The organism is Cellulosimicrobium sp. CpK407 (assembly GCF_051844275.1).
Classification (GTDB): Bacteria; Actinomycetota; Actinomycetes; order Actinomycetales; family Cellulomonadaceae; genus Cellulosimicrobium; species Cellulosimicrobium cellulans_G.
In genome coordinates, this window is the sequence record NZ_JBGNYC010000002.1 from 25,812 (window position 1) to 46,164 (window position 20,353).

The following is a 20,353-nucleotide window of genomic DNA, read 5'->3' on the forward strand; positions in this document are numbered from 1 at the left end:
CCTACGACGCGGGTGCGGTCATGTCGTGCGGCGCCAGCCGCTCGGCGACGGTCGCGCACGCCGCGACGAGCTCGTCCGGGCCGGCGGCGAGGACGTCGGCGTCGAACGCCGCGACGCGGGCGGCGAGCGCGACCCACGACCACGAGCCCAGGACGACCCGGCACCGGTCCGGGCCGAGCGCCTCGACCGTGCCGTCCTCGACGAACGGCGCGACGGCGGGCGCGGGCGCGGCGAGCTCGACCCACCCCGTGCACGACCAGCCCGGGGCGGGCGCCCGCCCGGAGCCGGCGAACCGGGCCGCGACGAACGCGCCGGCGTCCCCGCCCGGCACCTCGCGGGGCGTGAAGCGCGGCCCGGTCGGGACGCGCGGCGTCGTCCGGTCGAGGCGGAACGTGCGCCAGTCGTCACGGTCGAGGTCCCACGCGAGGAGGTACCAGCGCCCGTCGCGCACGACGACGTGGTGCGGCTCCACGCGGCGCGGCGCCGCGGGCGCAGCAGCCCGGCCGTCGTGCTCACCCGTAGGGCCCGGCGCCGCGTAGTCGAGGCGCAGCACCTCGCGTCGGCGCACCGCGGCGCTCACCGCGAGCAGCACGTCGAGGTCGACGGCGGGCGTGGAGCGGCCGGGACCCGCGGGCACCGGCACGACGTCGACCGCGTCGGCCCGGTGGCGCAGCCGCGCGGGCAGCACCTGGCGCACGGTCGCGAGCGCCCGCACCGACGCCTCCGCGATCGCGTCCCCGGACCCGCTCGTCGCGACGGTCCGCAGCGCCACCGCCAGCGCGACGACCTGCGCGTCGTCGAACAGCAGGGGCGGGAGCTCGGCGCCCGCGTCGAGGCGGTACCCGCCGTCGCGCCCGCGGGTCGCGACGACGCGGTAACCGAGGTCGCGGAGGCGCTCGACGTCGCGGCGCACGGTCCGAGGGTCGACGCCGAGCCGGTGCGCGAGCTCGGGGCCCGTCCGGTCCGGGTGCGCCTGGAGGAGCGAGAGCAGGAGGAGGGTCCGGCGCGACGTCTCGGTCATGCCCCCATGCTCGCGCACCATGCGGGCGCTATCCGCCCGCATTGGCCGGAAGAGTCGTCGTCATGAGCCCGGGCGGCGAGCCCGGGAGCTCGGGCGCCGCGACCCGCGGCCCCGACGACCGACCCGAAGGAGACACCATGTCCGTCCAGACGACCCCGCACCTCAACTTCCGCGGCGACGCCCGCGCCGCGCTCGAGCACTACCGCTCGGTGTTCGGCGGCGACCTCGTCCTCACCACGTACGGCGACCTGGGCCAGGCCCCGGACCCGGGCGAGGCCGACCTCGTCGTCTGGGGCCAGGTCAGCGCGCCGAGCGGGTTCCGCGTCATGGCGTACGACGTCCCGGCGGGACGCCCCTGGAGCCCGGGCGAGGCACCGTTCTTCGTCTCCGTGCGTGGCGACGACGTCGAGGAGGTCCGCGGCTACTGGGACGCGCTCGTGGACGGGGCGACCGTCGTCGCGCCCCTGGCGTCGTCCGACTGGGCGCCCGCGTACGGGATGCTCACCGACCGGTTCGGCGTGACCTGGGTGCTCGACGTCGCGGCGAGCCGCTGACCCGGAGCCGGGGCGCCCCTCGCCCGGGGCGCTCCGGCCGCAGCCGCGGCGTGGCGCGCGGCGTGCACGCGTCGTGGCGGACGGCGGCGGGTCGTGTCCGGTGCCGCCGTCGTCAGTCCCAGGTGGCCGTCGCGGGGTCCACGCCGCAGGAGCGTGCGTTCGCCTCGACCGCGGCGCGGAGCCACGTGGCCAGGCCGGGCGCCAGACCGTCGTAGTGCGCCCGGAACCCCTCGTCCTCGACGAACCGCCGGGCCAGGCACACGTGCCGGGCCGGGGTGCAGTCGAAGTGCGCGCCGATCGAGGCGCGATGGCGCTCGGCCAGCGCCAGACCCTGCGCGGACGTCGGCTCGACGCCGTCCCGGCACGCGGCGGCGAGGTCGGCCTCGAGCGTGGCGACGGTGTCGGCGAGGTCCTGCCAGTCGTCGAGCGACCGCTCGGCGGACCGCTCCGCGTACTGCGCCCACTGCGGGGTGTCTCCCCAGCGCTCGCGCGCCTCGGCGGGCCACGCCGGGTCCCACGTCTCGCCGAACAGCGCGACCTGCTCCGCCGGGGTCAGGAGCAGGCCGCGCTCCCGGGCGTCGAGGAGCCGGTCGAGCGCGTGTGCCGTCCGCTCCATGCGCGCGATGCGCTCGCCGAGCAGCGCGCGGTGGCGGCGCAGGGCATCGACAGCGTCGTCCCCGGGCGCGTCGAGCAGCTCGGGGATGTCCTCGAGCGCGACGTCGAGCTCGCGGTACGCCGCGACCCGGCGCAGGCGCGCGACGTCGGTCGGCGCGTACAGCCGGTAGCCCGCCGAGGTGCGCGCCGACGGGCGGACGAGCCCGACGGCGTCCCAGTGGTGCAGCGTCCGCACGGTGACACCGACCGCGGCCGCCGCGTCGCCGACGGTGAGCGCGTCGCCGACGCGACGAGGCCGGGGATCCGAGGTCACGCGTCCCAGTGTCTCAGCGGTCACGACCGGGGAGCCTCGATCCCGATGCCGTCGAGGAACCGCGCGGCGTCGCTGTCGGGGTCGTACGGTCGCGCCGCGGTCATGACGACCCGCGTGTTCTCGGGCGTGCGGACCTCGACCTCGACGGAGCCCCACGGCATCTCGCGGGGACCGGTCGTGCTCCCGGGCGAGACGTCCTCGCACGCGGCGACGATCCCGTCGAGCTGCGACAGCACGCACGAGAAGCTGACGGTGAGCGCGCTCGGCCCGGGCGCGGGCGTCCCCGGGACGAGCAGGACGTCCTGGAACGCCCAGCGCCGCAGGTGCACGACGCCGCCCGGGACGGAGAAGAGGTCGAAGAACCCGAGGCCGCGGGTCCACAGGTCGACGGACGCGGCGAGGTCCGCCGTCGGGACGGTGACGAACTGCGGCATGCCGTAGATGCCGCGGAACGGCTCGGGGGCGACGGCGTCGGGCCCGGGGGCGGGGACGGGGGACAGGTCGAAGGCGGGGTACGTGTCGGTCATGCGGCGAGCGTGCGCCCTGACGCCGCGTGAGGGTCAAGCGCCGTCGCGCGGCTCGTCGGCCAGCAGCGCGTACGTCACGCCGTCGACCCAGCCGAGGTCGCGGTGCAGCGAGTCCCGCACGCCCACGCCCTCGCGCCGCATGCCCACGCGCTCCATGAGGCGCCACGAGGGCTCGTTGTCCGCGAACGCGTTCGCGACGACCCGCCGCAGGCCGAGGTCCTCGAAGCACACCTGCAGCAGGGCGCGGACGGCCTCCGTCGCGTAGCCGCGTCCCTGGTGCGACGGCGAGAACGCCCAGCCGATCTCCGCCTCGTCCGGTCGGGGGCGGTCGACGACGTCCTGCTGCGCCCAGCCGTCGCGCACCGCGAGGTAGAGGTCGCCCACGACCTCGCCGTCGTGCTCCACGACGAGCGTCGTCGCGAGCCGGTCGGGCTCGCCGTGGTGGACGCGCCACTCCTCGACGCTCACGAACCGCCGGGAGAGCCATCGGTCCACCGCGGGCAGGCTGCGGTAGGCGAAGAGCGCGTCGGCGTCGTCGGGCCGGGCGCGGCGCAGCGAGAGGCGCGGGGTCGCCACGGGCCACGCGACCCGGTCGAGGGCGTCCGGACGGACGTCGGTGGTGTCGGCCATGGGCACCACCCTGGCACGCCTCCCGGACGGGGATCGAGCAGATTGCCGCCGGGACGTGTCACGCGCGGCGCGGGCGTCCGGTCGACAGGGGTGACAGGGCGGCACGTGCCGCACCCAGCGACAGGAGGACACCATGAAGATCGTCGTGATCGGCGGTACGGGGCTCATCGGCTCGAAGCTCGTCACCGTGCTGCGGGACCGCGGCCACGAGGCCGTCCCCGCCTCGCCCGGATCGGGCGTCGACACCCTCACCGGGGAGGGCGTCGCCGAGGTGCTCGAGGGCGCCGACGTCGTCGTCGACGTCTCGAACTCGCCCTCGTTCGAGGACCAGGCGGTCCTCGACTTCTTCCGCACCTCGACGGGCAACCTCCTGGCGGCCGAGGCGACGGCGGGCGTCGGGCACCATGTCGCGCTCTCCGTCGTGGGCACCCAGGGCCTGGCCGAGAGCGGGTACTTCCGCGCGAAGATCGCGCAGGAGGAGTTGATCACGGGCTCGCAGGTGCCGTACTCGATCGTCCACGCGACGCAGTTCTTCGAGTTCCTCCAGGCCATCACCGACGGCGCCACGCAGGACGGCGTCGTGCACCTCGCACCGGTGCGGTTCCGGCCGGTCGCCGCCGCCGACGTCGCCGTCGCGGTGGCGGACGTGGCCACGGGGACGCCGGTGCGCGGCATCGTGGAGGTCGCGGGTCCTGAGGAGTTCCGCCTCGACGAGCTCGTGCGGACCACGCTCGCGTCGCTCGACGACCCGCGCGAGGTCGTCGCCGACCCGGACGCGCGCTACTTCGGCGCACCGCTCGCCGAGGACTCGCTCGTCCCGGGAGCCGGCGCGGTGGTCGGCGGCACCCGGCTCGCCGACTGGCGCCGGCAGCGGTCGGTGACGGCGCGGTAGCGCCGGGCGGACGGGCCGGTGGTGCCGACGATGCGGGGGACGACGAGGATGGCGGGCGTGGACGACCGAGCGACGGACCTGGCGCAGGCGGAGCAGCAGTTCAGCGCGGCGCGGCGACGGCTCTTCGGGATCGCGTACCGGATCCTCGGGAGCGCGGCCGAGGCCGACGACGTGCTCCAGGACGCATGGGTGCGCTGGCAGACGTACGACCGCTCCACGGTGCGGAACCCCGACGCGTTCCTCACGACGACGGTGACGCGGCTCGCGATCAACGTCGCGCAGTCCGCGCGCGTGCGTCGCGAGACGTACATCGGACCGTGGCTCCCCGAGCCCGTCGACACGAGCGCCGACCCGACCCTCGGGGCCGAGCGGGGCGAGGCGCTCGAGGTCGCGCTCCTCATGCTGCTGGAGAAGCTCACCCCGACCGAGCGCGCGGCGTACGTGCTGCGCGAGGCGTTCGACTACCCGTACGAGCAGATCGCGGAGATCGTCGGGCACTCGCAGGCGAGCGTGCGCCAGCTCGTGAGCCGCGCTCGCCGGCACCTGGGGGAGGAGCGCCGCGCGCCGGTCGCCCCGGAGGCCCAGCGCCGCCTGCTCACCGCGTTCGTCGCCGCCGCGAAGGCGGGTGACGTCGCGCTCCTGGAGCAGCTCTTCGCCGAGGACGTCGTCTCCTACTCCGACGGCGGGGGAGCGGTCCGCGCCTCGAAGTTCCCGGTCGTGGGCCGGCCGCGCGTCGCGAAGTACCACCACGCGTTCGCCGAGCGCTTCTGGGCGGGCGTCGACGTCGAACCGGCCGACGTCAACGGCCGCCCGGCCGTCACGCTCTCGCGCGACGGGGAGCTCTTCGCCGTGCTCACGGTCCGCGCCACCGCCGACGGCATCGACCGCGTGCTGTGGATGATGAACCCGCACAAGCTCGCGGCCGTCTCCGCGTAGGCGCGGCATGTCGCAGCGAGACGGGTCGAGGGGGCCGGACGGGGCCGGGGCGCAGCACGCTCGCGTCGTCGCCGCGCTCCGCCGTGCGACGGGCGAGGGTGACCGCGACGCCGTGCGCGCCCTCGTCGCGCCCGCCGCGACCCTGTGGGTCGACGCCGCCGGCAGCGACGACGCGACCCCCGGTGCCGCCGAGGGCGGCGACGAGACGGCGCGGGCGCTGTGCCGGGTCCTGGGACCGGGGCCGGGGGTAGAGGTCGCGGTGTGCTCGGTGAACGGCGCGGACGGCCTCGTCGTGCGCCACGACGGCGTCGTGACGGGGGTCGTGAGCGTGGCGGTGCGGTCGGACCGGGTCTCCGAGGCCTGGGTCGTGCTCAGCCCGCCCAAGCTCGAACGGTGGAACCGCGACCGACGCGCCTGAGCCGGCAGAGGTCTAGTGTCGCTCCATGACGCTCTACCTCGACGACCGTGACGAGGGCCTGTCACCCGCGACGAGCCACCCGGCGTTCGTGTCCCTCGCGCCCGAGCCGTTCTACGACGAGGGCGAGGACTTCTCGCCGTTCGGCAACGACTCCGGGCACGACGCGCTGCGGGACCTCGAGGAGTGGTACGCGGCCGACGGGCGCGACGACGCGCTGCCCGCGTTCGTCGACGGCCTCCTCGCGGCCTGGGACCTCGGGGTGCCGGAGGACGTCTGGGCTGCCGGGCGCGAGGCCGCGTCCGACGGGCTCCGCTCCGGCGCGCTCGACGAGGCGGCGCTCGCGGCGGAGGCGCGGGCGCAGGTGGCGATCGTGCTCGGCCAGCTCAAGATCCGGGGCGGCCTCACGCCGCACGCCCGCGCCGTGGGCACCCGGGCGCTCGACGTGCTGGGCGCGCTCAACGACCACGCGCGCGCCACGAGCCCGGACTGGCCGTACGCGGACGACGACGCCGCCGCCACGGCCGCGATGGCCGCCGTCGTGCGGGACGCGCCCGGCCTGGCCTGAGGCCGCGCTACGTCGTCTGCGGCGGGTCGTCGTCGGCGCGACCGCCCACGAGGGTGCGCACCCGCTCCCACCGCGCCCGGTACCGCGCACCGAACCGTGCCTGCGCGCGGGCGCGCCGGTGGGGCCGGTGCGCGTACCGCCGTCGGGCCCAGGGCGAGGTCGGCTTGGCGAGGCGGACCGCCCCGACGAACGCCACGACCGGGACGACGATCCCGACGAGGCCCGTCGCGAGCTTGCCCTTGAGGATGCACACGAACGCGAGCGCGAGGTGGACCACGACGGTCACCGTGTACGCGAGCCAGCCACCCCGCGAGCCGTCGGCCGTGACGCCGATCGGTGAGGCGGACAGGAGCAGCGCACCGCCGAGCGCGCCGCCCACGAGGATCGCGTCGATCGAGCGCTGGCCCTCCTGCGACCAGTAGACGTCGTCGACGTACAGCCAGAGCGCGAACTCGTCGAGCGCGAGCGCGGCGCCCGCCCCGAACAGGAGGGCGAGCACCTCCGACCACGGGTGACCGGGGGAGTACCGGAACTCGAGCATCCCCGTGAGCAGCACGAGGAGGATGCCCCACACCTGGTGGTGCACGTGGACGCCCCCGACGGACACGTCGCCCAGCAGGGCACGCCGGGGCCGTGCGGCCGGGCCGGGCCCTGGAGGGGGAGGCGGGCCCGCCTCGCGACGCGCACGGATGCGGCGCGTGATCGACCGCACGACGACGAACGTCACGACGAACCCCGCGAGCGCGAACAGGGCCGGCGCGCGCCCGGTGTCGACGACGTGCTCGGTGTACCAGTCCACGGGTGCACCTCCCGGGCGCGGCCGACGCTCTGTCGGCCCATCGTCGCCGGTCCCGGGGCGCCCCGGCGAGCGGGACGCCCCGGCCGGGTCTCAGCGCCCGGGTCCGGGGACGCGGTGGAGCGTCCCGTCCGCGCCCAGCTCGAGCACGACGTCGACGCCGAGCCGGGCGAGGAAGCCGTCGTCGTGGCTGACGACGAGCAGCGCGCCCGCGTAGCCGGACAGGGCCTCGACGAGCCGGTCGACGCTGCGCACGTCGAGGTTGTTCGTCGGCTCGTCGAGCACGAGGAGCTGGGCGGGCGGCTCGGCGAGCAGGAGCCGGGCGAGCGAGACGCGGAACCGTTCGCCGCCCGACAGCGTCGACACCGGGCGGTCCACGCTCGACCCCCGCAGCAGCAGGCGCGCGAGCTGGTTGCGGATCGTCCCCGGCGCCGCGTCGGGTGCGCCGTCGCGCACGTTCTCGAGCGCGCTGCGGGCGTCGTCGAGCCCGTCCAGGCGCTGGGGCAGGTAGCCGGCGCGGTCCGTGAGCAGCGTGCCGCCCGCGCGTCCCGGCTCCGGTGCCCGCCCGGCGAGGAGGTTCTCCAGCAGCGTCGTCTTGCCCGTCCCGTTGGCGCCGACGAGCGCGACCCGCTCCGGCCCCTGCACGACGACCGTCCCGTTCGTCCCGTGCAGCTCCGCGAGGCGGCGCCCGCGCGGCACGTCCGGGTCGGGGAGCACGAGGTGCACGTGCTCGTCGTCGCGCACGCGGGCCGCGGCGGCGTCGAGCGCGTCCTGCGCGGCCTGGACCTTCGCGTCCAGGCCCTGGCGCATCGAGCCCGCGGACACCTGCGCGGCGGACGCGCGCAGCCCCATGGAGATGCGCGACCCCGTGCGGTTCGCCTGCGCGGTGCGCGCGGTCCGCTCGCGGCGCGCGAGCTTGGTCTCCGCCTCCACACGCTGGCGCTTCTCGGCCCGCAGCGTCTGCTCGGCCGTCCGCGCGGCCTGGGCCGCGGCGGCCTGGTCCGCCTCGAGCCGGTCGCGCCAGGCGCTGTACGGTCCGCCGAAGGTGGTGAGGCGGCCGGCGTGCAGCTCCGCCGTCTCGTCCATGTGCTCGAGCAGGTCGAGGTCGTGGCTCACGACGACGAGCGTCCCGGGCCAGTCGTCGACGAGCGCCGCGAGCCGCGCGCGGGTGCCGCGGTCGAGGTTGTTCGTCGGCTCGTCGAGCAGCGTGATCGCGCTGCGTCGCACGCGCAGCCCGCTGATCGCGACGAGCATCGACTCTCCGCCGGACAGCTCGCCCACGCGCCGGTCGAGGCCCACGCCGTCGAGCCCGATCTCGGCGAGCGCCTGCGTGGCGCGCGCCTCGACGTCCCAGTCGTCGCCGACCGCGTCGAAGTGCCGCTCGTCGACGTCGCCGGACTCGATCGCGCGCAGCGCGGCGAGCGTGCCGTCGACGCCGAGGAGGCGCGCGACGCTCGCGTCCCGGCCGAGCGTCAGGGTCTGGGGGAGGTAGGCGACGTCTCCGGTCGTCGTGACGCGCCCCGCGGTCGGTCGAAGCAGGCCCGCGACCAGGCGCAGGAGGGTGGACTTGCCGGCGCCGTTGTCGCCGACGAGGCCCGTACGGCCGACGCCGAACGTGCCGGTGAGGTGCGAGAGCGCGACGGTGCCGTCGGGCCACTCGAACGTGAGGTCGGTGAGGGTCACCGCGGAGCGGTGCAGGGTGGACATGAGGAGCTCCTCGGACCCGCGTGGCGCGGGCAGGGTCGTGCCGGGGGAGGACAGGGCGGCGCGGAGCGGTGCGGCAGGTCCAGGCACGACGAGGCCTCGGCGAGAGCCAGGAGGGGTCGCCCGCGGAGACTCCGTCACGGAGCCGGGGCGAGAGGGTGCGCTGGGACGGGCCGCCGACGGCTCGGCGGCTAGAGTCTGTCGACCTCGATGAGCACGTGCCGATGCTATCAGCGCCGCCTGTCGGCGAGGCGTGGGCACGATCCCGAGCGCGCACGAGCCCGGGCTTCCTCCTCACCCGCGACGTCCGGCGGGGAGCGATCCCGGGTTCGGCGGCGGGGGTCCTGCTCGCGCGTGTCACCCTCGCGTCGAGGGGGGAACGGCGGCAGACTCTCGGCCGTACGTCGGACCTAGCAGACTTCGAGATCGGGGAGCAGGCACGGATGCGAGCACGACGGTGGGCAGCGCTCTCGGCGGTGGTGTTGAGCGCTGCGGCGATGGGCGGCTGCAGCGCCGGCGGCGGGGCTTCGGCAGGGGAGATCGAGGCGGCCCCGTCCGGTGCCGCGGCCCAGGCGGACTCGCCGGGTGTCGCGCCGGAGGGCGACGCCCCGGTCGACGCGGACCTCTGCACCGCGTTCGGCGACGTGCTGACGATCGTGGAGAACGCCGACGTCGCCCTCGCCGACGGCCGCATGGACGCGCAGGAGCACGACGGCTGGTACCGGCTGGCGACCCGCGTGCTCGACCGCGTGCCCTCCGGCGGGGACAGCGCCGTGCAGACGGCGATCGGCGAGCTGCAGGCGGCCGCTCCGGTCGCCTCCGGGGCCTCCGCGGAGCCGACCGGCGTGCGCTCCGCGGAGTGGGACGCCGCCGCGAGCGACCTCGGCGACGCGTGCGACGCGGTCGGCGCGCCGCTCACCATCGCCATGTTCACCGGCGGGTGACGCGAGGGCCCGTTCAGGCAGGGTCGGCCGCGGGAGCGAGCGTGGCGGCCAGGACGCGCCAGCCCTCGCCCGTGCGCACCCAGACGCGCGTGCAGGTCGACCGCGCGGCTGCTGCGGTGCCGTCCTGGAGCGCCTCCACGGCGGCGACCAACCGGGTTACCCCGCTCGCGGCGTCCTCCTGGACGTCGAGCGACTCCTCCTCCAGGCGGGTGATCCGTCCGGAGGCGGGCACGCCTCGGTGCCTCGGCGCCGTTCGTGCTGGTCACGCGCCCGACGAGGACGACCGACCTCAGGCGTCGCGGGCCGTGAGCTCGACCCGCTCGACGCCCCAGCCGAGCGCCTCGTGGTGGACGACGCCCCAGCCCGCGCGCCCGGCGAGGCGTGCGACGTCGTCGGGCGTGCGCGGCGCGGCCCCGGTCGTGGCCAGGGCGAGCAGCGCGTGCTCGCGCGCGTGGGGGCTGAGCCCGTCGGGCGTGAAGTCCTCGACGAGGACGGCGCGCGGGGCGGCGGCGCGCATCGCGGCGAGGAGGTCGACGACCTCGTCGTCGGTGCGGTGGCCGGCCCCGAGCACGCACACGGCGACGTCGGCGACCGGCCAGGCCACGGCCGCGGCGTGCGCTGTGCCGGACCCCGCCTGCTCGCGCAGGACCTCGAGCGGGACGGCGTCCTCGACGAGCGTCGTCGTGCGCTCGCCGGGAACCTCGACGAGCAGGTCGGCGACGACGAGCGCGCCGGGTCCGCCGAGCGCGACGGTCCGCGCGTCCGCCCACACCGGCCAGGTCGCGAGTCCCGTGAGCACGTACGGGAGCACGTCCGCGCCCTCGACGACCTCCGTGGCGCGCGCGGCGTCGGTCTCGACCTCGGCGCGCAGCGTCCGGCCGCGCGAGCGCGACCACGCCGGGACGCCGTCGCGGAGCGCGGGGGCGAGCGCCGCGAGCGCCAGGATCGCGTCCGCCTCCAGCCCCACGTACTCCTCGCGCTCGTGCTCGTCGTCGAGGAGGTCCTCGCCCGCGTCGCCCAGGGCGACCGTGTCGCCGTCGAGCCTCACCACGCCCGACGCCGCGAGCACGTCCGCGAGGGCGCGTACCGCGCCCGGCGCGATGTGCGCCGCCCCGGCGAGGGCCGCGAGGTCGCGCGGCCCCGCGCCGAGCTCGTCGAGCAGGCCGAGCTGCAGCGCGGCGCGGGTCGCGAACCACGGCACGGGAGACGGGACCCCCGTGGGCTGCGGCTCCGCCTCGGCCGCCGGCCCCTGAGCGGGTACGGGGGAGGGCGCCGGCTCGGCGTGCCAGTAGCCCGTGACGTCGACGTGGGTGCGCGGCACGGCGCGCTCGCGCGTCAGGTAGCGCCGCACCGGCAGGAGCGCGCGGCTCTCGCTCGCCGCCCACGCGTAGACCTGGCCGGGCCACCACTCCAGGGCGCGCACAGCCTCGTCGAGCGCGGCGCGGTCGCCCTCCGGCGCGACGACCCACCGCACGGTGTCGCCCTCGCGCAGCGCGAGGTCCTGCCGTGCGGACTCGGCACCGATGGTCACGACGACCTGGACGGGGACGTCGACCGGCCGCTCGTCGAGGAAGCGCCCGATCGCCGGCAGCGCCGTCTCGTCGCCGGCGAGCAGCGCCCAGTCGACGTCGTCGGGCCAGACGGTCGACGCCTTGGGCCCGACGAACCACAGCTCGCTGCCCGGGCGCGCCGTCTGCGCCCACGCCGCGGCCGGACCGTCGCCGTGCAGCACGAGGTCGAGGTCGAGCTCGCCCGCCGCCGCGTCCCAGCGGCGCGGCGTGTAGTCGCGACCCTGCCGGTTCGGCGCGGGCGGCCAGTCGATCCCGTGCGCGCGCTGCACGGGCAGCGCGGACGCGACGTCGCCGTCGGACGCGAGGACGATCTTCACGTGGTCGTCGAACCACGGCGCGTCGAACGCGGGCATCGGCAGGCCGTCGCGCTCGAACGCCCCGAGCTCGGGCCCGGCGAGAGTCACGCGGCGCATGCGGGGCGTCACGTCGACGACGCGCGCCACCTCGACGCGTCGCAGCACCAGCGGGTGCGTGCGCAGGCGGTGCTGGGCCATCAGGAGAACTGCTCCTCGACGACGTCGAGGAGCCCCATGGCCTCGTGGTAGTCGCCGCGGATGGTCCACGTCGGCAGCTCGTGCGCGTGGCCCGCGGAGAACGACGGCAGGACCGCGTACACCGGGTCGGCGGCGAGCGCGTCGACGTCGATCTCCGCGCCGTTGAAGCCGATGACGAACACGTTCGGCGCCGTGACCACGGACGTCACCTGCTCGGCCGACACCTCGAACATGTCGCCGCCCGGCGTGTACGGCTCGGCGCCCGTCTGCGCCTGGATCGGCTGGACCGCGAACCCGAGCCGCTCGAAGATCGCGGGCAGGCCCTCGCCCTCGTTGAGCGCGAACGTCTTGCCCTCGGACGTGAGCGCGAGGAACGCCGTCTCGCCCGCGGGGACGGTGATGGACTCGCCCACCTGGGCGAGGCGCTCGTCGTACCCCGTGGTCAGCTCGTCGAACCGCTCGGCGTCGTCGAACACGTCGACGGCGAGGAACTCGAACTGCTCCTGCCACGTCGTGTAGGTGCCGCTCACGAGCACCGTCGGGGCGATCTGGCTCAGGCCGTCGTAGACGTCGGTGGCCTGCTTGAGCGGGAAGCCCCACCCGCCGCCCACGATGAGGTCGGGCTCCAGGGCGAGGATCGCCTCGAGGTTGAAGCCGTCGGCGCTCCACTCGATGAGCTCGGTGCCGTCCGCCTCGGCCTGGTCCTCCCAGAACGGCGAGAACTTCGGGTCCGGGTCGTCCGTCACCTCGGGCACCGTCGCGAGCACGGGGACGTCGAGCTCGTACAGGTAGCCCGCCAGGGCGTGATTGAGCACGACGACGCGCTGCGGGTCGGTCGGGACGGCGACGTCGCCCTGGTCGGTCGCCACGACCCGCTCGGCGGCGGTCTCGGACGCGGCCGAGCCGGGACCGCCGGACGGCTCGGCACCGGAGCCGGACGGCGTCGTCCCGGCGGAGCAGCCCGCCAGGGCGAGCGACGCGGCGGCGAGCGCGGCCAGCGCGGCGATCGGACGGCGGGCGGGACGGCGTGACGACAGCATGGAACCTCACACTCGGCAGCAGGGACGCGGGGCCCGCACGGCGTACCGGGGCGCTCCTCGCGAGGTTAGGCTAACCACACCTGAGCGACGAACCGCGTCCGAACGTGACACGGCCCGTCCCGGACACGACACACCGACCCGGACCAGCCGGGCCCGGGGGAGAGGAGCGCGCATGACGCCGACCGCGCTGGGCGCCGTCGTCCCCGAGCACTCCGTCCGCTTCCTCGGGCACGACACCCACGCCCACGACGAGCCGCACCTCGTGCACGTCGTCACCGGCACCGCGGAGCTCGTCGTGGACGGCACGCCCCTGACCCTGCGCACGCACGAGAACCTCTGGCTCGCCCCGCACGTCCCGCACGCGATGCGCCTTCCCGGCGACTCGATGGCGCTCGGTCCCGTGCTCTCCCCGGGGGTCGAGCCGCCCGCGCGCGTCCACCGTCTCGGCGTCGTGCCCGCGCTGACCACCGTCCTCACGGCGGTGCTGTGCGCGGCCCCGGCGACGCCCGCGCAGGTCGCTCCCTTCCGCGCCGCCCTCGAGGACGTCCTGCGCGGCCTCGCGGGCGACTACTTCGTCCTGCGGCTGCCGGTGCACCCGGTCGCGCGGGCCGTCGCCCAGGACGCGCGCCGCGGCGTCGCGACGCTCGACGAGCTCGCCGAACGGCGGCGCGCGAGCGCGCGGCACGTCCAGCGCCTCTTCGTCGAGGAGACCGGGCTCGCGTTCGGCCGCTGGCGCACGCGGGCGCACCTCAACGTCGCGATCGCGCGGCTGCGCGGCGGCTCGCACCTCGACGCCGCCGCGCGTGCCGCCGGGTACGCCTCCCGGGCCGGACTGCTGCGTGCCCTGAGCCGGGAGACGGGGCTGCCCGTCGCCGACCTCGCGCGCGACCCGGTCGCGGCGCTCGCGGCCCCGCACGGTGAGGCCGCGGGCGCGCGGGTCGTGGCGGCGAGCGCCTGACGGCGCCCCGCGCCCGGCCTACTCCCGCCCGGTCGGGGCCGTCCGGACGATCCGGTAGCGCAGCGCGGTGCGCGCGCCGACCTCGTCGACGCGCACCTTCTCCAGCACTGCCGGCGCGTCGCCGTCGAACAGGCGCACGCCGCCCCCGAGCAGGACCGGCATGACCTCGACCGCGAGCTCGTCGACGAGCCCCGCGGCCAGGAGCTGGTGGAACAGGTCCGCGCCCCCGATGAACGTCACGTCGCGGTCGCCCGCGGCCGCGGCGGCCTGCCGAACCGCCGACTCGACGCCGTCCGTGACGAACGTGACCCACAGCCGCTCGTTGCGCTGGGGGGCGACGGCCGGGGGCGTGTGCGTGACGACGAAGATCGGCACCTGGAACTCGTAGCCGTCCGCGTAGCCGTCGGGGTCCGGAGCCATGTCGTACGTGCGCCGGCCCATGAGGACGGCGCCGGTCTGCTCCTGGAGCGCCCGCAGGTACGCGCTGCGCCGCAGCTCCTCGAAGTCCGCGTAGAGCGCCTCGATGCTCCCGTCGGCGTCCTGGACGTACCCGTCGAGCGAGACCGCCGCTCCTGCGACCACCGTGGCCATGTCGTCTCCTTCGTGCTCCGTGCTCCGTGTTCCGTCGGTCGAGGGTGAGACCCGACCGGGACGCGCGACTCATCGACCGCGCGGGGACCGTCGCACGGACGCGGCGCGGCGACGTCGTCGACCACGGGACACTGGTTCCATGACCGCCGAGTACGACGCCTCGCCCGACCTGCCCTGCACCCCCGCCGGGCTCGCCGACCTGGCCGCGCTCTTCGCGCGGGTGCGCGCGCTGGCGGAACGGTCGGGGGACGGTCGGGTCGTCGTCGGGATCACCGGCAGCCCCGGTGCGGGCAAGACGACGCTCGCGCTCCGACTCGTCGAGGCGCTCGGTCCGGAGGCGGTGCACCTGCCGATGGACGGCTTCCACCTCGCGAACGCGACGCTCGACCGGCTCGGCCGCCACGACCGCAAGGGCGCGCTCGACACGTTCGACGGCGACGGCTTCGTCGCCCTGCTGCGCCGGGTGCGCGACGAGTGCGACCGCACCGTGTACGCGCCGTCGTTCCACCGCGAGGTCGACGAGCCCGTGGCCGGGGAGGTCGCCGTCGACCCGGGGCACCGCGTCGTCGTGGTCGAGGGGAACTACCTCCTCGTGGGCGAGGAGCCCTGGGGGCGCGTGCGCGACCTGCTCGACGAGGCGTGGTTCTGCAGCACCGGCGACGCCGAGCGCGAGCGTCGTCTCGTCGACCGGCACACCCGCCACGGCCGCACGGTCGAGGCCGCGACCGCCTGGGCCACCGAGGTCGACGGGCGCAACGCGCTCCTCGTCGAGTCGACGCGGTCGCGCGCCGACCTCGTCGTGTCCGGGGCGATCGCCTTCTCCCCTCAGGCGAGGTCCACGTCCGCGTAGAGGGCGGCGTGGTCGGACGCCGCGTGCGTCGCCGACGTCATCGTGTCGTAGTGGGGGAACAGGGTCCCGTTCGTGCCGCCCCACACGCCCTTGCGGAACACGGACCCGCCGACGGTGCGCTCGAACAGCGCAGGGGACAGCAGCACGTAGTCGATCTTCTGGCTCGCGGTCCCGTTGCCGTACGTGCCCGGCCGGCCGTCGCCGCGGAACGCGGGGTGCTCGCTCACGTCGCGCAGGCCGGTCCGCTCCAGCAGGGGGCGCAGCGGGGTCGACGACGGCGTGTCGTTGAGGTCGCCCACGACCACGACGTTCTCCTCGCCGCGGGCGCGCAGGCCCGCGTAGATCGCGGCCGTGCGGGTCGCCTGGCGGCGGCGGGTCGCGTCGGACTCGGCCTGCGTGCCGTAGCCCTTGGACTTGAAGTGGTTGACGAGCACGGTGAGCGTGCCGCCGTCGGGCAGCTCGACGACGTACTCCGGGCAGTCGCGGCCGAACACCAGGCGCCCGCGCGAGTCGCGGTCGTCGACGTGCGAGCGGACGGACCCGATCCGGTACGGCCGTGTGGTGAGCAGCCCGACGTCGATGCCGCGGTCGTCGTTGCCGTCGATGACCATGACGTGCGGGTAGACGGGACGCCCGGACGGCGTGACGACGCCCGCGTCCGTGAAGTGCTTGAGCGCGACCCGGCTCTCGGCCTCGACGACGGCCATCACGTCGGCGTCGACGTCGGCGACGACCCGGGCGGTGTGCGTCATGGCGAGCTCGTCGACCCGGTCCTTGACGAGGTCGACCCAGCCGACCCAGTCGCCGCGCCCGGTCGCGACGACCTCGGTGCGCGCCGTGCCCGCAGCCTGAGAGCCCGTGCGGCGCACGAGCCGGCCGCGCACCTGGCGCAGCACCGCGAGTGCCGCGGAGTCGGAGCGCAGCAGGCCGAGGGTCTCCAGGTGCTGCAGGATCTCGGCCCGCACGTCCGGGCCGTACCGCTCCTCGGCGATCAGCGCGTTGACGCGGGCGTGGGCCGCGAGGACCGCGTTGCCGCCGGTGAGCGGGCCTGCCATCGCGCGCGGGCGCTCGAACAGGTTCTCGACGTTGAACGTCCCGATCCGGAACCTCGCCATCGTGGTCTCCCTCGCGCGGTCCGGGACCCGGGGTGGGTGCGAGACGCGGACCGGCTCTACGAGGAGGGAGGGAGACGACGCCCGGTCCGGGACCTCGGGACGCGGCGATCGTGAGGGGGAGGGGGAAGCCCGGCCGGTGTCACCGCCACCGGCCGGGCGGCCTGGGGAGCCGACCGGGGACCGGTCGGTGGACCCGTCAGCGTCTGCGCGGGGCGGGCGCCGACGGGTAGATGTCGCGGAACGCGGGCTCGAACGGGCGTCTGAGCATCCGCAGGCCCGCCTGCTCGGGCGTGCGTCCGCCCTTGGCGGCGTTGCACGGCTCGCACGCCGCGACGGCGTTGAGCCACGTCGTGGTCCCGCCCTGGCACCGCGGGACCACGTGGTCCATGGTCGTCGCGGTCCCGCCGCAGTACGCGCAGCGGTACCGGTCGCGGCGCAGCAGCGCCGCGCGCGAGTACGGCACGCGGCCCTGGCGCTCGTACACCCAGCGCGCGTGGACGTACCGCACCAGCGCGACCGACCGGGGCCGCTGGTAGGGGCCGAACGTCTCGCCCTCGACCGCCTCGAGGACCTCGGCGACCCGCCGGTGCAGCATGCGGATGGCGTGGCGCAACGACACGCGGCCGAGCTCCTGGCTGCCGCCGAGGTTGTAGATGACCACCTCGCTCATCGTCGCGCCTCCTGTCGTGTCGGTGGCCGTGGCGGCCGTGGCGGCCGTGACCTGGGGCGGTGACGACGAGAGCCGCCCCAGGACGGTGCCCCAGGACGGCTCTGCAGGTGGACGACGTGCGTCGTCTACCTGAGGAGCGCCCTTCGGGACGAGTCGGTGGACCACTGGTGCAGCACGCGGGTCCACCTCCCCTTCACCGGTCGTCATGATCGTGCGTCCGGGCGGGTTCGACCGGACGCCACGAGGCTATGCCCGCGACCGCCCGACGTCCACGGTTTTGACCCGGCAGGTCGTCGCCGGCGTCAGGCGTCGGCCCCGGCCGGGGCGCTCGCCGCGCGGGGCCGCCCGGCGAGGGCGAGCTGGACGAGCAGCGCGCCCGACAGCACCCAGACCAGCCCCGCGGCCGAGATCGTGCCGCCGGCGAGCCACGCGACCGCCCCGGCGACGACGACGGGCACGGCGAGCACGACGGCGGTGCGTACGTCGCGCAGCACGGCGTGCACCCCGGCGGACACGAGCCCGTGCACGGCGAACGCGCCGACGAGCAGCGCGAGCTCGCCCGGGTCGAGCGCCCGCGCGGGCTCGTCCAGGACGCCTCCGAGCGCGCCCGCGAGGGTGGCCAGGGCGCCGGTCGTCACGAGGTGCAGGAACCACGCCGACCGTGGCGGCACCCCCGCGGGGCGCAGCAGCGTGACGCCCGCGTAGCCCGACCGCACCGTGAGCGCCCACAGGGCGACGAGCAGCGTGAACGCCCCCGCGCCTGCCACGAGCAGCGTCCGGTCCCACTCGGCCCCGCTCGCGGCGTCGATCGCCTGGATGAGGCCCTCGCCGAGCACGATGATGACGAAGAGTCCCAGCCGCTCCCCGAGGTGCGGGACGTCGGTCACGGCCGCGTCGACCGTCGTCGGCACCTCGACGGCGTCCGCGCCCCGCCGTCCGCCCCGTCCGGTCCGCCCGGCCGTGCGCCGCGCGGAACTCTCCAGCGGGCGTTCCCGGTCGCCGCGCCCCGGACGGTCGCGCCGGGCACCCGGTCCGCGACCCCGGCGCTCGCGGACCTCGTCGAGGCGCTCCTGCGCGCGTCGCACGAGGCGCTCGCCCGAGAGGGTGAGGAGCAGGAGGAGGTCGATCGCGAGGCCGACCGCCCAGAGCGTGTACCGCGTCTGCCCGTCGAACCACCACGACACGATCCACGGCACGACCCCCGTCAGCGCCTGCACCACCGGCAGGTCGACGACGACGGTCGTGCGGCGCCACGGTCGCGCGGCGACGAGCCGGCCCACGACGTACGCGACCGCGAAGGCCTGCGCGTGCTCGTCGTGGATGCCCGGTACCGCGGCGATCATCACGCTGAGCGCCGCCATCCCGGCGAGGATCGGCAGCGCCCGGGCGCCCTCGCCCGCGACGTTGCCGTACGTGGTGAAGCACGCCCACACGAGCCAGAACGCGGTGTAGGCGATGACGTAGAGCGCGAGCCCGCCGCGGTCGTGGTCCTCCTGCAGCAGGTGGGCGAGCATCCCGATGCCCGCGACGACGACGAGGTCGAAGAAGAGCTCGAGCCACGACGCGTGGCGCTCCTCGCCGACGGGCGACGTCCCCGCGGGGGCGGGGGCGGTCACGGCTGCGGAGTCTGCGCGGGCTGAGCGGGCTCCAGCGGGAGTCGCACGACGAACCGCGTGTCGCCGGGCACGGACGTCACCGTGAGGTCCCCGTGGTGCTTGTTGACGACGATCCGCCACGAGATGTCGAGGCCGAGCCCCGTGCCCTGCCCGACCGGCTTGGTCGTGAAGAACGGCTCGAAGATGCGGGGCCGCACGTCGTCGGGGATGCCGGGCCCGGTGTCGGCGATCTCGACCTCGGCGCGGTCGTCGACGCGCCGCGTCGTGACCGTCAGCGTGCCGGACCCGCCCATCGCCTGCGCGGCGTTCTCGACGAGGTTGGTCCACACCTGGTTGAGCTCGGCCGCGTAGACGGGCACGGGCGGCAGGCCGGTGTCGTAACGGCGCACGACCTCGACGCCCGCGAGCGCGTGGTCGAGCATCGTCAGCGTGGAGTCGAGCAGCTCGTGCACGTCGACGGGCCGGAACGGCGCCCGGTCGAGCTGGGAGTACTGGCGCGCCGCGCCGACGAGGGTGGAGATGCGCACGGTCGCGTCCTCGATCTCGGCCATGAGCTGCTCGGTCTCGATCGTGTACGCGAGCCAGCTCACGGCCCCGGTGAGCGCGCCGGCGTCCACGCGCTCGGCGACGCGGTCGAGCCAGGGCTCGTCGATCCCGGCCTGGACGAGCGCGGGGGAGACGCGCCAGCCCTCGGGCAGGCCGTGGTCGTCGAGCCAGTCGGTGAGGCGGTCCTCGAGGTCGGAGGTCTCCAGCGCCCCGACGGCGTCCGCGGTCCGGGTGTCCGCGTACCGTTCGAGCGCCTCCTCCTGGAGCCGGATGAGCTCGGCGAGGGTGGCGCGGTCGTAGGGGCCGTCGGCGATGAGCGCGAGCTTGTGCCGCATGGCGGCGACGCGCTCGCGGAGGGTCCCGGTCGCGCGCACCGCGGCGGCGGCGGGGTTGTTGAGCTCGTGCGTCAGACCTGCCGAGAGCGACCCGAGGGCGAGCAGCCGCTCGCGCTGCCCGACGAGCTGCTGCGCGTCCCGGGTCCCCCAGAACACGCCCTCCAGCAGGTGCACCGCCATGGGGAACCACTCGGTCATGAGCTTGGCGAAGTCGTGCGCCTCGAGCACGAAGAAGCGCGACGTCTCCAGGGCGCGCGCCGAGTGGAGGTACGTCTGGGGGAGGCGGTCGCCGAGGTAGGCGTTCCACGCGCCGAGGTAGACGCCGACCTGGTGGGTGCGCGAGACCTCGACCTCGTCCTCGCCGACGCGCCGGTAGAGCGCGACGCCGCCGTCGAGGAGGACGTAGAACGCCTCGGCGGGCGTGCCCTCGTGGAACAGCCAGCCCGCGTCGTGGCGCTCGACGTGCCCGGTCGCGCACAGCCACGCGAGCTGGTCGTCGGTGAGGTGCTCGAACAGGAACGTGGCGCGCAGCTCGTCGACGTCGCACGGCAGCCACCCGCGCGCGGCTGCCGGAGTGGTGCCCTCGGCGGGCGGGGTCGTGGTGGGGTCCTCGGCGGGCGGGGTCGTGGTGGGGTCCTCGGTGCTGGTCACG

The 20,353-nt window shown here is 75.9% G+C and carries 22 protein-coding genes; 8 read left to right on the plus strand and 14 right to left on the minus strand.

The window, feature by feature from the left end:
- Position 1: 1 nt before the first annotated feature.
- Entirely contained in the window at positions 2 to 1,021 is a 1,020-nt protein-coding gene (locus tag ABWU78_RS01210) for a helix-turn-helix transcriptional regulator (RefSeq protein WP_353709233.1), read from the minus strand.
- A 137-nt stretch (positions 1,022 to 1,158) separates the two neighbouring features.
- Between ABWU78_RS01210 and ABWU78_RS01215 the strand changes: the two genes are divergently transcribed.
- Positions 1,159 to 1,575, plus strand: coding sequence for a VOC family protein (locus ABWU78_RS01215; RefSeq protein WP_253049561.1), 417 nt, complete (start codon positions 1,159 to 1,161; stop codon positions 1,573 to 1,575).
- 112 nt (positions 1,576 to 1,687) lie between these two features.
- Here the strand turns inward: ABWU78_RS01215 and ABWU78_RS01220 are convergent, their stop codons facing one another.
- The 3 genes from ABWU78_RS01220 to ABWU78_RS01230 are packed head-to-tail and all read right to left on the minus strand — an operon-like array spanning position 1,688 to position 3,660.
- Complete coding sequence (locus ABWU78_RS01220; RefSeq protein WP_439157316.1) at positions 1,688 to 2,503, minus strand: MerR family transcriptional regulator; 816 nt, start codon at positions 2,501 to 2,503, stop codon at positions 1,688 to 1,690.
- Between the two features lie 20 nt (positions 2,504 to 2,523).
- Complete coding sequence (locus ABWU78_RS01225; RefSeq protein WP_253049556.1) at positions 2,524 to 3,030, minus strand: VOC family protein; 507 nt, start codon at positions 3,028 to 3,030, stop codon at positions 2,524 to 2,526.
- Between the two features lie 33 nt (positions 3,031 to 3,063).
- Positions 3,064 to 3,660, minus strand: a complete 597-nt coding sequence (locus tag ABWU78_RS01230; RefSeq protein WP_439157317.1) for a GNAT family N-acetyltransferase — start codon at positions 3,658 to 3,660, stop codon at positions 3,064 to 3,066.
- A gap of 133 nt (positions 3,661 to 3,793) precedes the next feature.
- Here ABWU78_RS01230 and ABWU78_RS01235 point away from each other — a divergent pair, with 133 nt between their 5' ends.
- From ABWU78_RS01235 to ABWU78_RS01250, 4 genes are read left to right on the plus strand one after another with little or no spacing between them, the layout of a single operon-like run.
- Positions 3,794 to 4,552, plus strand: a complete 759-nt coding sequence (locus ABWU78_RS01235) for an SDR family oxidoreductase (RefSeq protein ID WP_439157318.1) — start codon at positions 3,794 to 3,796, stop codon at positions 4,550 to 4,552.
- A 57-nt stretch (positions 4,553 to 4,609) separates the two neighbouring features.
- A complete protein-coding gene (locus tag ABWU78_RS01240; protein WP_353709236.1) occupies positions 4,610 to 5,488 on the plus strand; it encodes an RNA polymerase sigma-70 factor in 879 nt (292 codons plus the stop codon).
- Positions 5,489 to 5,495: 7 nt separating this feature from the next.
- A complete protein-coding gene (locus ABWU78_RS01245) occupies positions 5,496 to 5,906 on the plus strand; it encodes a hypothetical protein (protein ID WP_439157319.1) in 411 nt (136 codons plus the stop codon).
- A 25-nt stretch (positions 5,907 to 5,931) separates the two neighbouring features.
- Positions 5,932 to 6,471 (plus strand): hypothetical protein, encoded by a 540-nt coding sequence (locus ABWU78_RS01250; RefSeq protein WP_353709238.1) that lies wholly within the window; start codon positions 5,932 to 5,934, stop codon positions 6,469 to 6,471.
- Positions 6,472 to 6,478: 7 nt separating this feature from the next.
- On the opposite strand, the gene ABWU78_RS01255 is transcribed toward ABWU78_RS01250, so the two are convergent.
- Both ABWU78_RS01255 and ABWU78_RS01260 read right to left on the minus strand, forming a co-directional pair.
- Positions 6,479 to 7,270: a hypothetical protein gene (locus ABWU78_RS01255; protein ID WP_439157320.1), complete on the minus strand. Its 792-nt coding sequence runs from the start codon at positions 7,268 to 7,270 to the stop codon at positions 6,479 to 6,481.
- Positions 7,271 to 7,360: 90 nt separating this feature from the next.
- Positions 7,361 to 8,974 carry an ABC-F family ATP-binding cassette domain-containing protein gene (locus ABWU78_RS01260; RefSeq protein ID WP_439157321.1) on the minus strand — a complete coding sequence of 538 codons (1,614 nt, stop codon included), beginning with the start codon at positions 8,972 to 8,974 and terminating at the stop codon, positions 7,361 to 7,363.
- A 440-nt stretch (positions 8,975 to 9,414) separates the two neighbouring features.
- Here ABWU78_RS01260 and ABWU78_RS01265 point away from each other — a divergent pair, with 440 nt between their 5' ends.
- On the plus strand, positions 9,415 to 9,915 hold the full coding sequence (locus ABWU78_RS01265) for a hypothetical protein (RefSeq protein WP_439157322.1): 501 nt from the start codon (positions 9,415 to 9,417) through the stop codon (positions 9,913 to 9,915).
- A gap of 13 nt (positions 9,916 to 9,928) precedes the next feature.
- Here ABWU78_RS01265 and ABWU78_RS01270 read toward each other — a convergent pair whose 3' ends face one another.
- The 3 genes from ABWU78_RS01270 to ABWU78_RS01280 are packed head-to-tail and all read right to left on the minus strand — an operon-like array spanning position 9,929 to position 13,020.
- Positions 9,929 to 10,147: a DUF4440 domain-containing protein gene (locus tag ABWU78_RS01270; protein ID WP_439157323.1), complete on the minus strand. Its 219-nt coding sequence runs from the start codon at positions 10,145 to 10,147 to the stop codon at positions 9,929 to 9,931.
- Between the two features lie 57 nt (positions 10,148 to 10,204).
- Positions 10,205 to 11,980, minus strand: a complete 1,776-nt coding sequence (locus ABWU78_RS01275) for a siderophore-interacting protein (protein WP_439157324.1) — start codon at positions 11,978 to 11,980, stop codon at positions 10,205 to 10,207.
- Entirely contained in the window at positions 11,980 to 13,020 is a 1,041-nt protein-coding gene (locus ABWU78_RS01280) for an ABC transporter substrate-binding protein (RefSeq protein ID WP_439157325.1), read from the minus strand. The genes ABWU78_RS01275 and ABWU78_RS01280 overlap by 1 nt, the downstream gene beginning before the upstream one ends.
- A gap of 172 nt (positions 13,021 to 13,192) precedes the next feature.
- Here ABWU78_RS01280 and ABWU78_RS01285 point away from each other — a divergent pair, with 172 nt between their 5' ends.
- Entirely contained in the window at positions 13,193 to 13,978 is a 786-nt protein-coding gene (locus ABWU78_RS01285; RefSeq protein WP_439157326.1) for a helix-turn-helix domain-containing protein, read from the plus strand.
- A gap of 18 nt (positions 13,979 to 13,996) precedes the next feature.
- On the opposite strand, the gene ABWU78_RS01290 is transcribed toward ABWU78_RS01285, so the two are convergent.
- On the minus strand, positions 13,997 to 14,569 hold the full coding sequence (locus tag ABWU78_RS01290) for a dihydrofolate reductase family protein (RefSeq protein ID WP_439157327.1): 573 nt from the start codon (positions 14,567 to 14,569) through the stop codon (positions 13,997 to 13,999).
- A gap of 139 nt (positions 14,570 to 14,708) precedes the next feature.
- On the opposite strand from ABWU78_RS01290, the gene ABWU78_RS01295 reads away from it, so the two are divergent.
- Positions 14,709 to 15,419, plus strand: a complete 711-nt coding sequence (locus ABWU78_RS01295) for a nucleoside/nucleotide kinase family protein (RefSeq protein ID WP_439157328.1) — start codon at positions 14,709 to 14,711, stop codon at positions 15,417 to 15,419.
- Here the strand turns inward: ABWU78_RS01295 and ABWU78_RS01300 are convergent.
- The 4 genes from ABWU78_RS01300 to ABWU78_RS01315 all read right to left on the minus strand — a co-directional run bounded on the left by ABWU78_RS01300 (position 15,395) and on the right by ABWU78_RS01315 (position 20,352).
- Positions 15,395 to 16,534, minus strand: coding sequence for an endonuclease/exonuclease/phosphatase family protein (locus ABWU78_RS01300; RefSeq protein WP_439157329.1), 1,140 nt, complete (start codon positions 16,532 to 16,534; stop codon positions 15,395 to 15,397). The two genes, ABWU78_RS01295 and ABWU78_RS01300, sit on opposite strands and share 25 nt — an antisense overlap.
- Positions 16,535 to 16,730: 196 nt before the next feature.
- Positions 16,731 to 17,204: an HNH endonuclease gene (locus ABWU78_RS01305; protein WP_154798684.1), complete on the minus strand. Its 474-nt coding sequence runs from the start codon at positions 17,202 to 17,204 to the stop codon at positions 16,731 to 16,733.
- 302 nt (positions 17,205 to 17,506) lie between these two features.
- Complete coding sequence (locus tag ABWU78_RS01310) at positions 17,507 to 18,820, minus strand: low temperature requirement protein A (RefSeq protein WP_439157330.1); 1,314 nt, start codon at positions 18,818 to 18,820, stop codon at positions 17,507 to 17,509.
- On the minus strand, positions 18,817 to 20,352 hold the full coding sequence (locus tag ABWU78_RS01315; protein ID WP_353709249.1) for an ATP-binding protein: 1,536 nt from the start codon (positions 20,350 to 20,352) through the stop codon (positions 18,817 to 18,819). The genes ABWU78_RS01310 and ABWU78_RS01315 overlap by 4 nt, the downstream gene beginning before the upstream one ends.
- Between the last annotated feature and the right edge of the window lies 1 nt (position 20,353).

Excerpts from the sequence above, each read along its gene's own strand:
- ABWU78_RS01210 (WP_353709233.1), bottom strand. The coding sequence starts at position 1,021 with ATGACCGAGACGTCGCGCCGGACCCTCCTCCTGCTCTCGCTCCTCCAG.
- ABWU78_RS01215 (WP_253049561.1), top strand. The coding sequence starts at position 1,159 with ATGTCCGTCCAGACGACCCCGCACCTCAACTTCCGCGGCGACGCCCGC.
- ABWU78_RS01225 (WP_253049556.1), bottom strand. The coding sequence starts at position 3,030 with ATGACCGACACGTACCCCGCCTTCGACCTGTCCCCCGTCCCCGCCCCC.
- ABWU78_RS01230 (WP_439157317.1), bottom strand. The coding sequence starts at position 3,660 with ATGGCCGACACCACCGACGTCCGTCCGGACGCCCTCGACCGGGTCGCG.
- ABWU78_RS01235 (WP_439157318.1), top strand. The coding sequence starts at position 3,794 with ATGAAGATCGTCGTGATCGGCGGTACGGGGCTCATCGGCTCGAAGCTC.
- ABWU78_RS01245 (WP_439157319.1), top strand. The coding sequence starts at position 5,496 with ATGTCGCAGCGAGACGGGTCGAGGGGGCCGGACGGGGCCGGGGCGCAG.
- ABWU78_RS01250 (WP_353709238.1), top strand. The coding sequence starts at position 5,932 with ATGACGCTCTACCTCGACGACCGTGACGAGGGCCTGTCACCCGCGACG.
- ABWU78_RS01260 (WP_439157321.1), bottom strand. The coding sequence starts at position 8,974 with ATGTCCACCCTGCACCGCTCCGCGGTGACCCTCACCGACCTCACGTTC.
- ABWU78_RS01265 (WP_439157322.1), top strand. The coding sequence starts at position 9,415 with ATGCGAGCACGACGGTGGGCAGCGCTCTCGGCGGTGGTGTTGAGCGCT.
- ABWU78_RS01275 (WP_439157324.1), bottom strand. The coding sequence starts at position 11,980 with ATGGCCCAGCACCGCCTGCGCACGCACCCGCTGGTGCTGCGACGCGTC.
- ABWU78_RS01280 (WP_439157325.1), bottom strand. The coding sequence starts at position 13,020 with ATGCTGTCGTCACGCCGTCCCGCCCGCCGTCCGATCGCCGCGCTGGCC.
- ABWU78_RS01285 (WP_439157326.1), top strand. The coding sequence starts at position 13,193 with ATGACGCCGACCGCGCTGGGCGCCGTCGTCCCCGAGCACTCCGTCCGC.
- ABWU78_RS01290 (WP_439157327.1), bottom strand. The coding sequence starts at position 14,569 with ATGGCCACGGTGGTCGCAGGAGCGGCGGTCTCGCTCGACGGGTACGTC.
- ABWU78_RS01295 (WP_439157328.1), top strand. The coding sequence starts at position 14,709 with ATGACCGCCGAGTACGACGCCTCGCCCGACCTGCCCTGCACCCCCGCC.
- ABWU78_RS01300 (WP_439157329.1), bottom strand. The coding sequence starts at position 16,534 with ATGGCGAGGTTCCGGATCGGGACGTTCAACGTCGAGAACCTGTTCGAG.
- ABWU78_RS01305 (WP_154798684.1), bottom strand. The coding sequence starts at position 17,204 with ATGAGCGAGGTGGTCATCTACAACCTCGGCGGCAGCCAGGAGCTCGGC.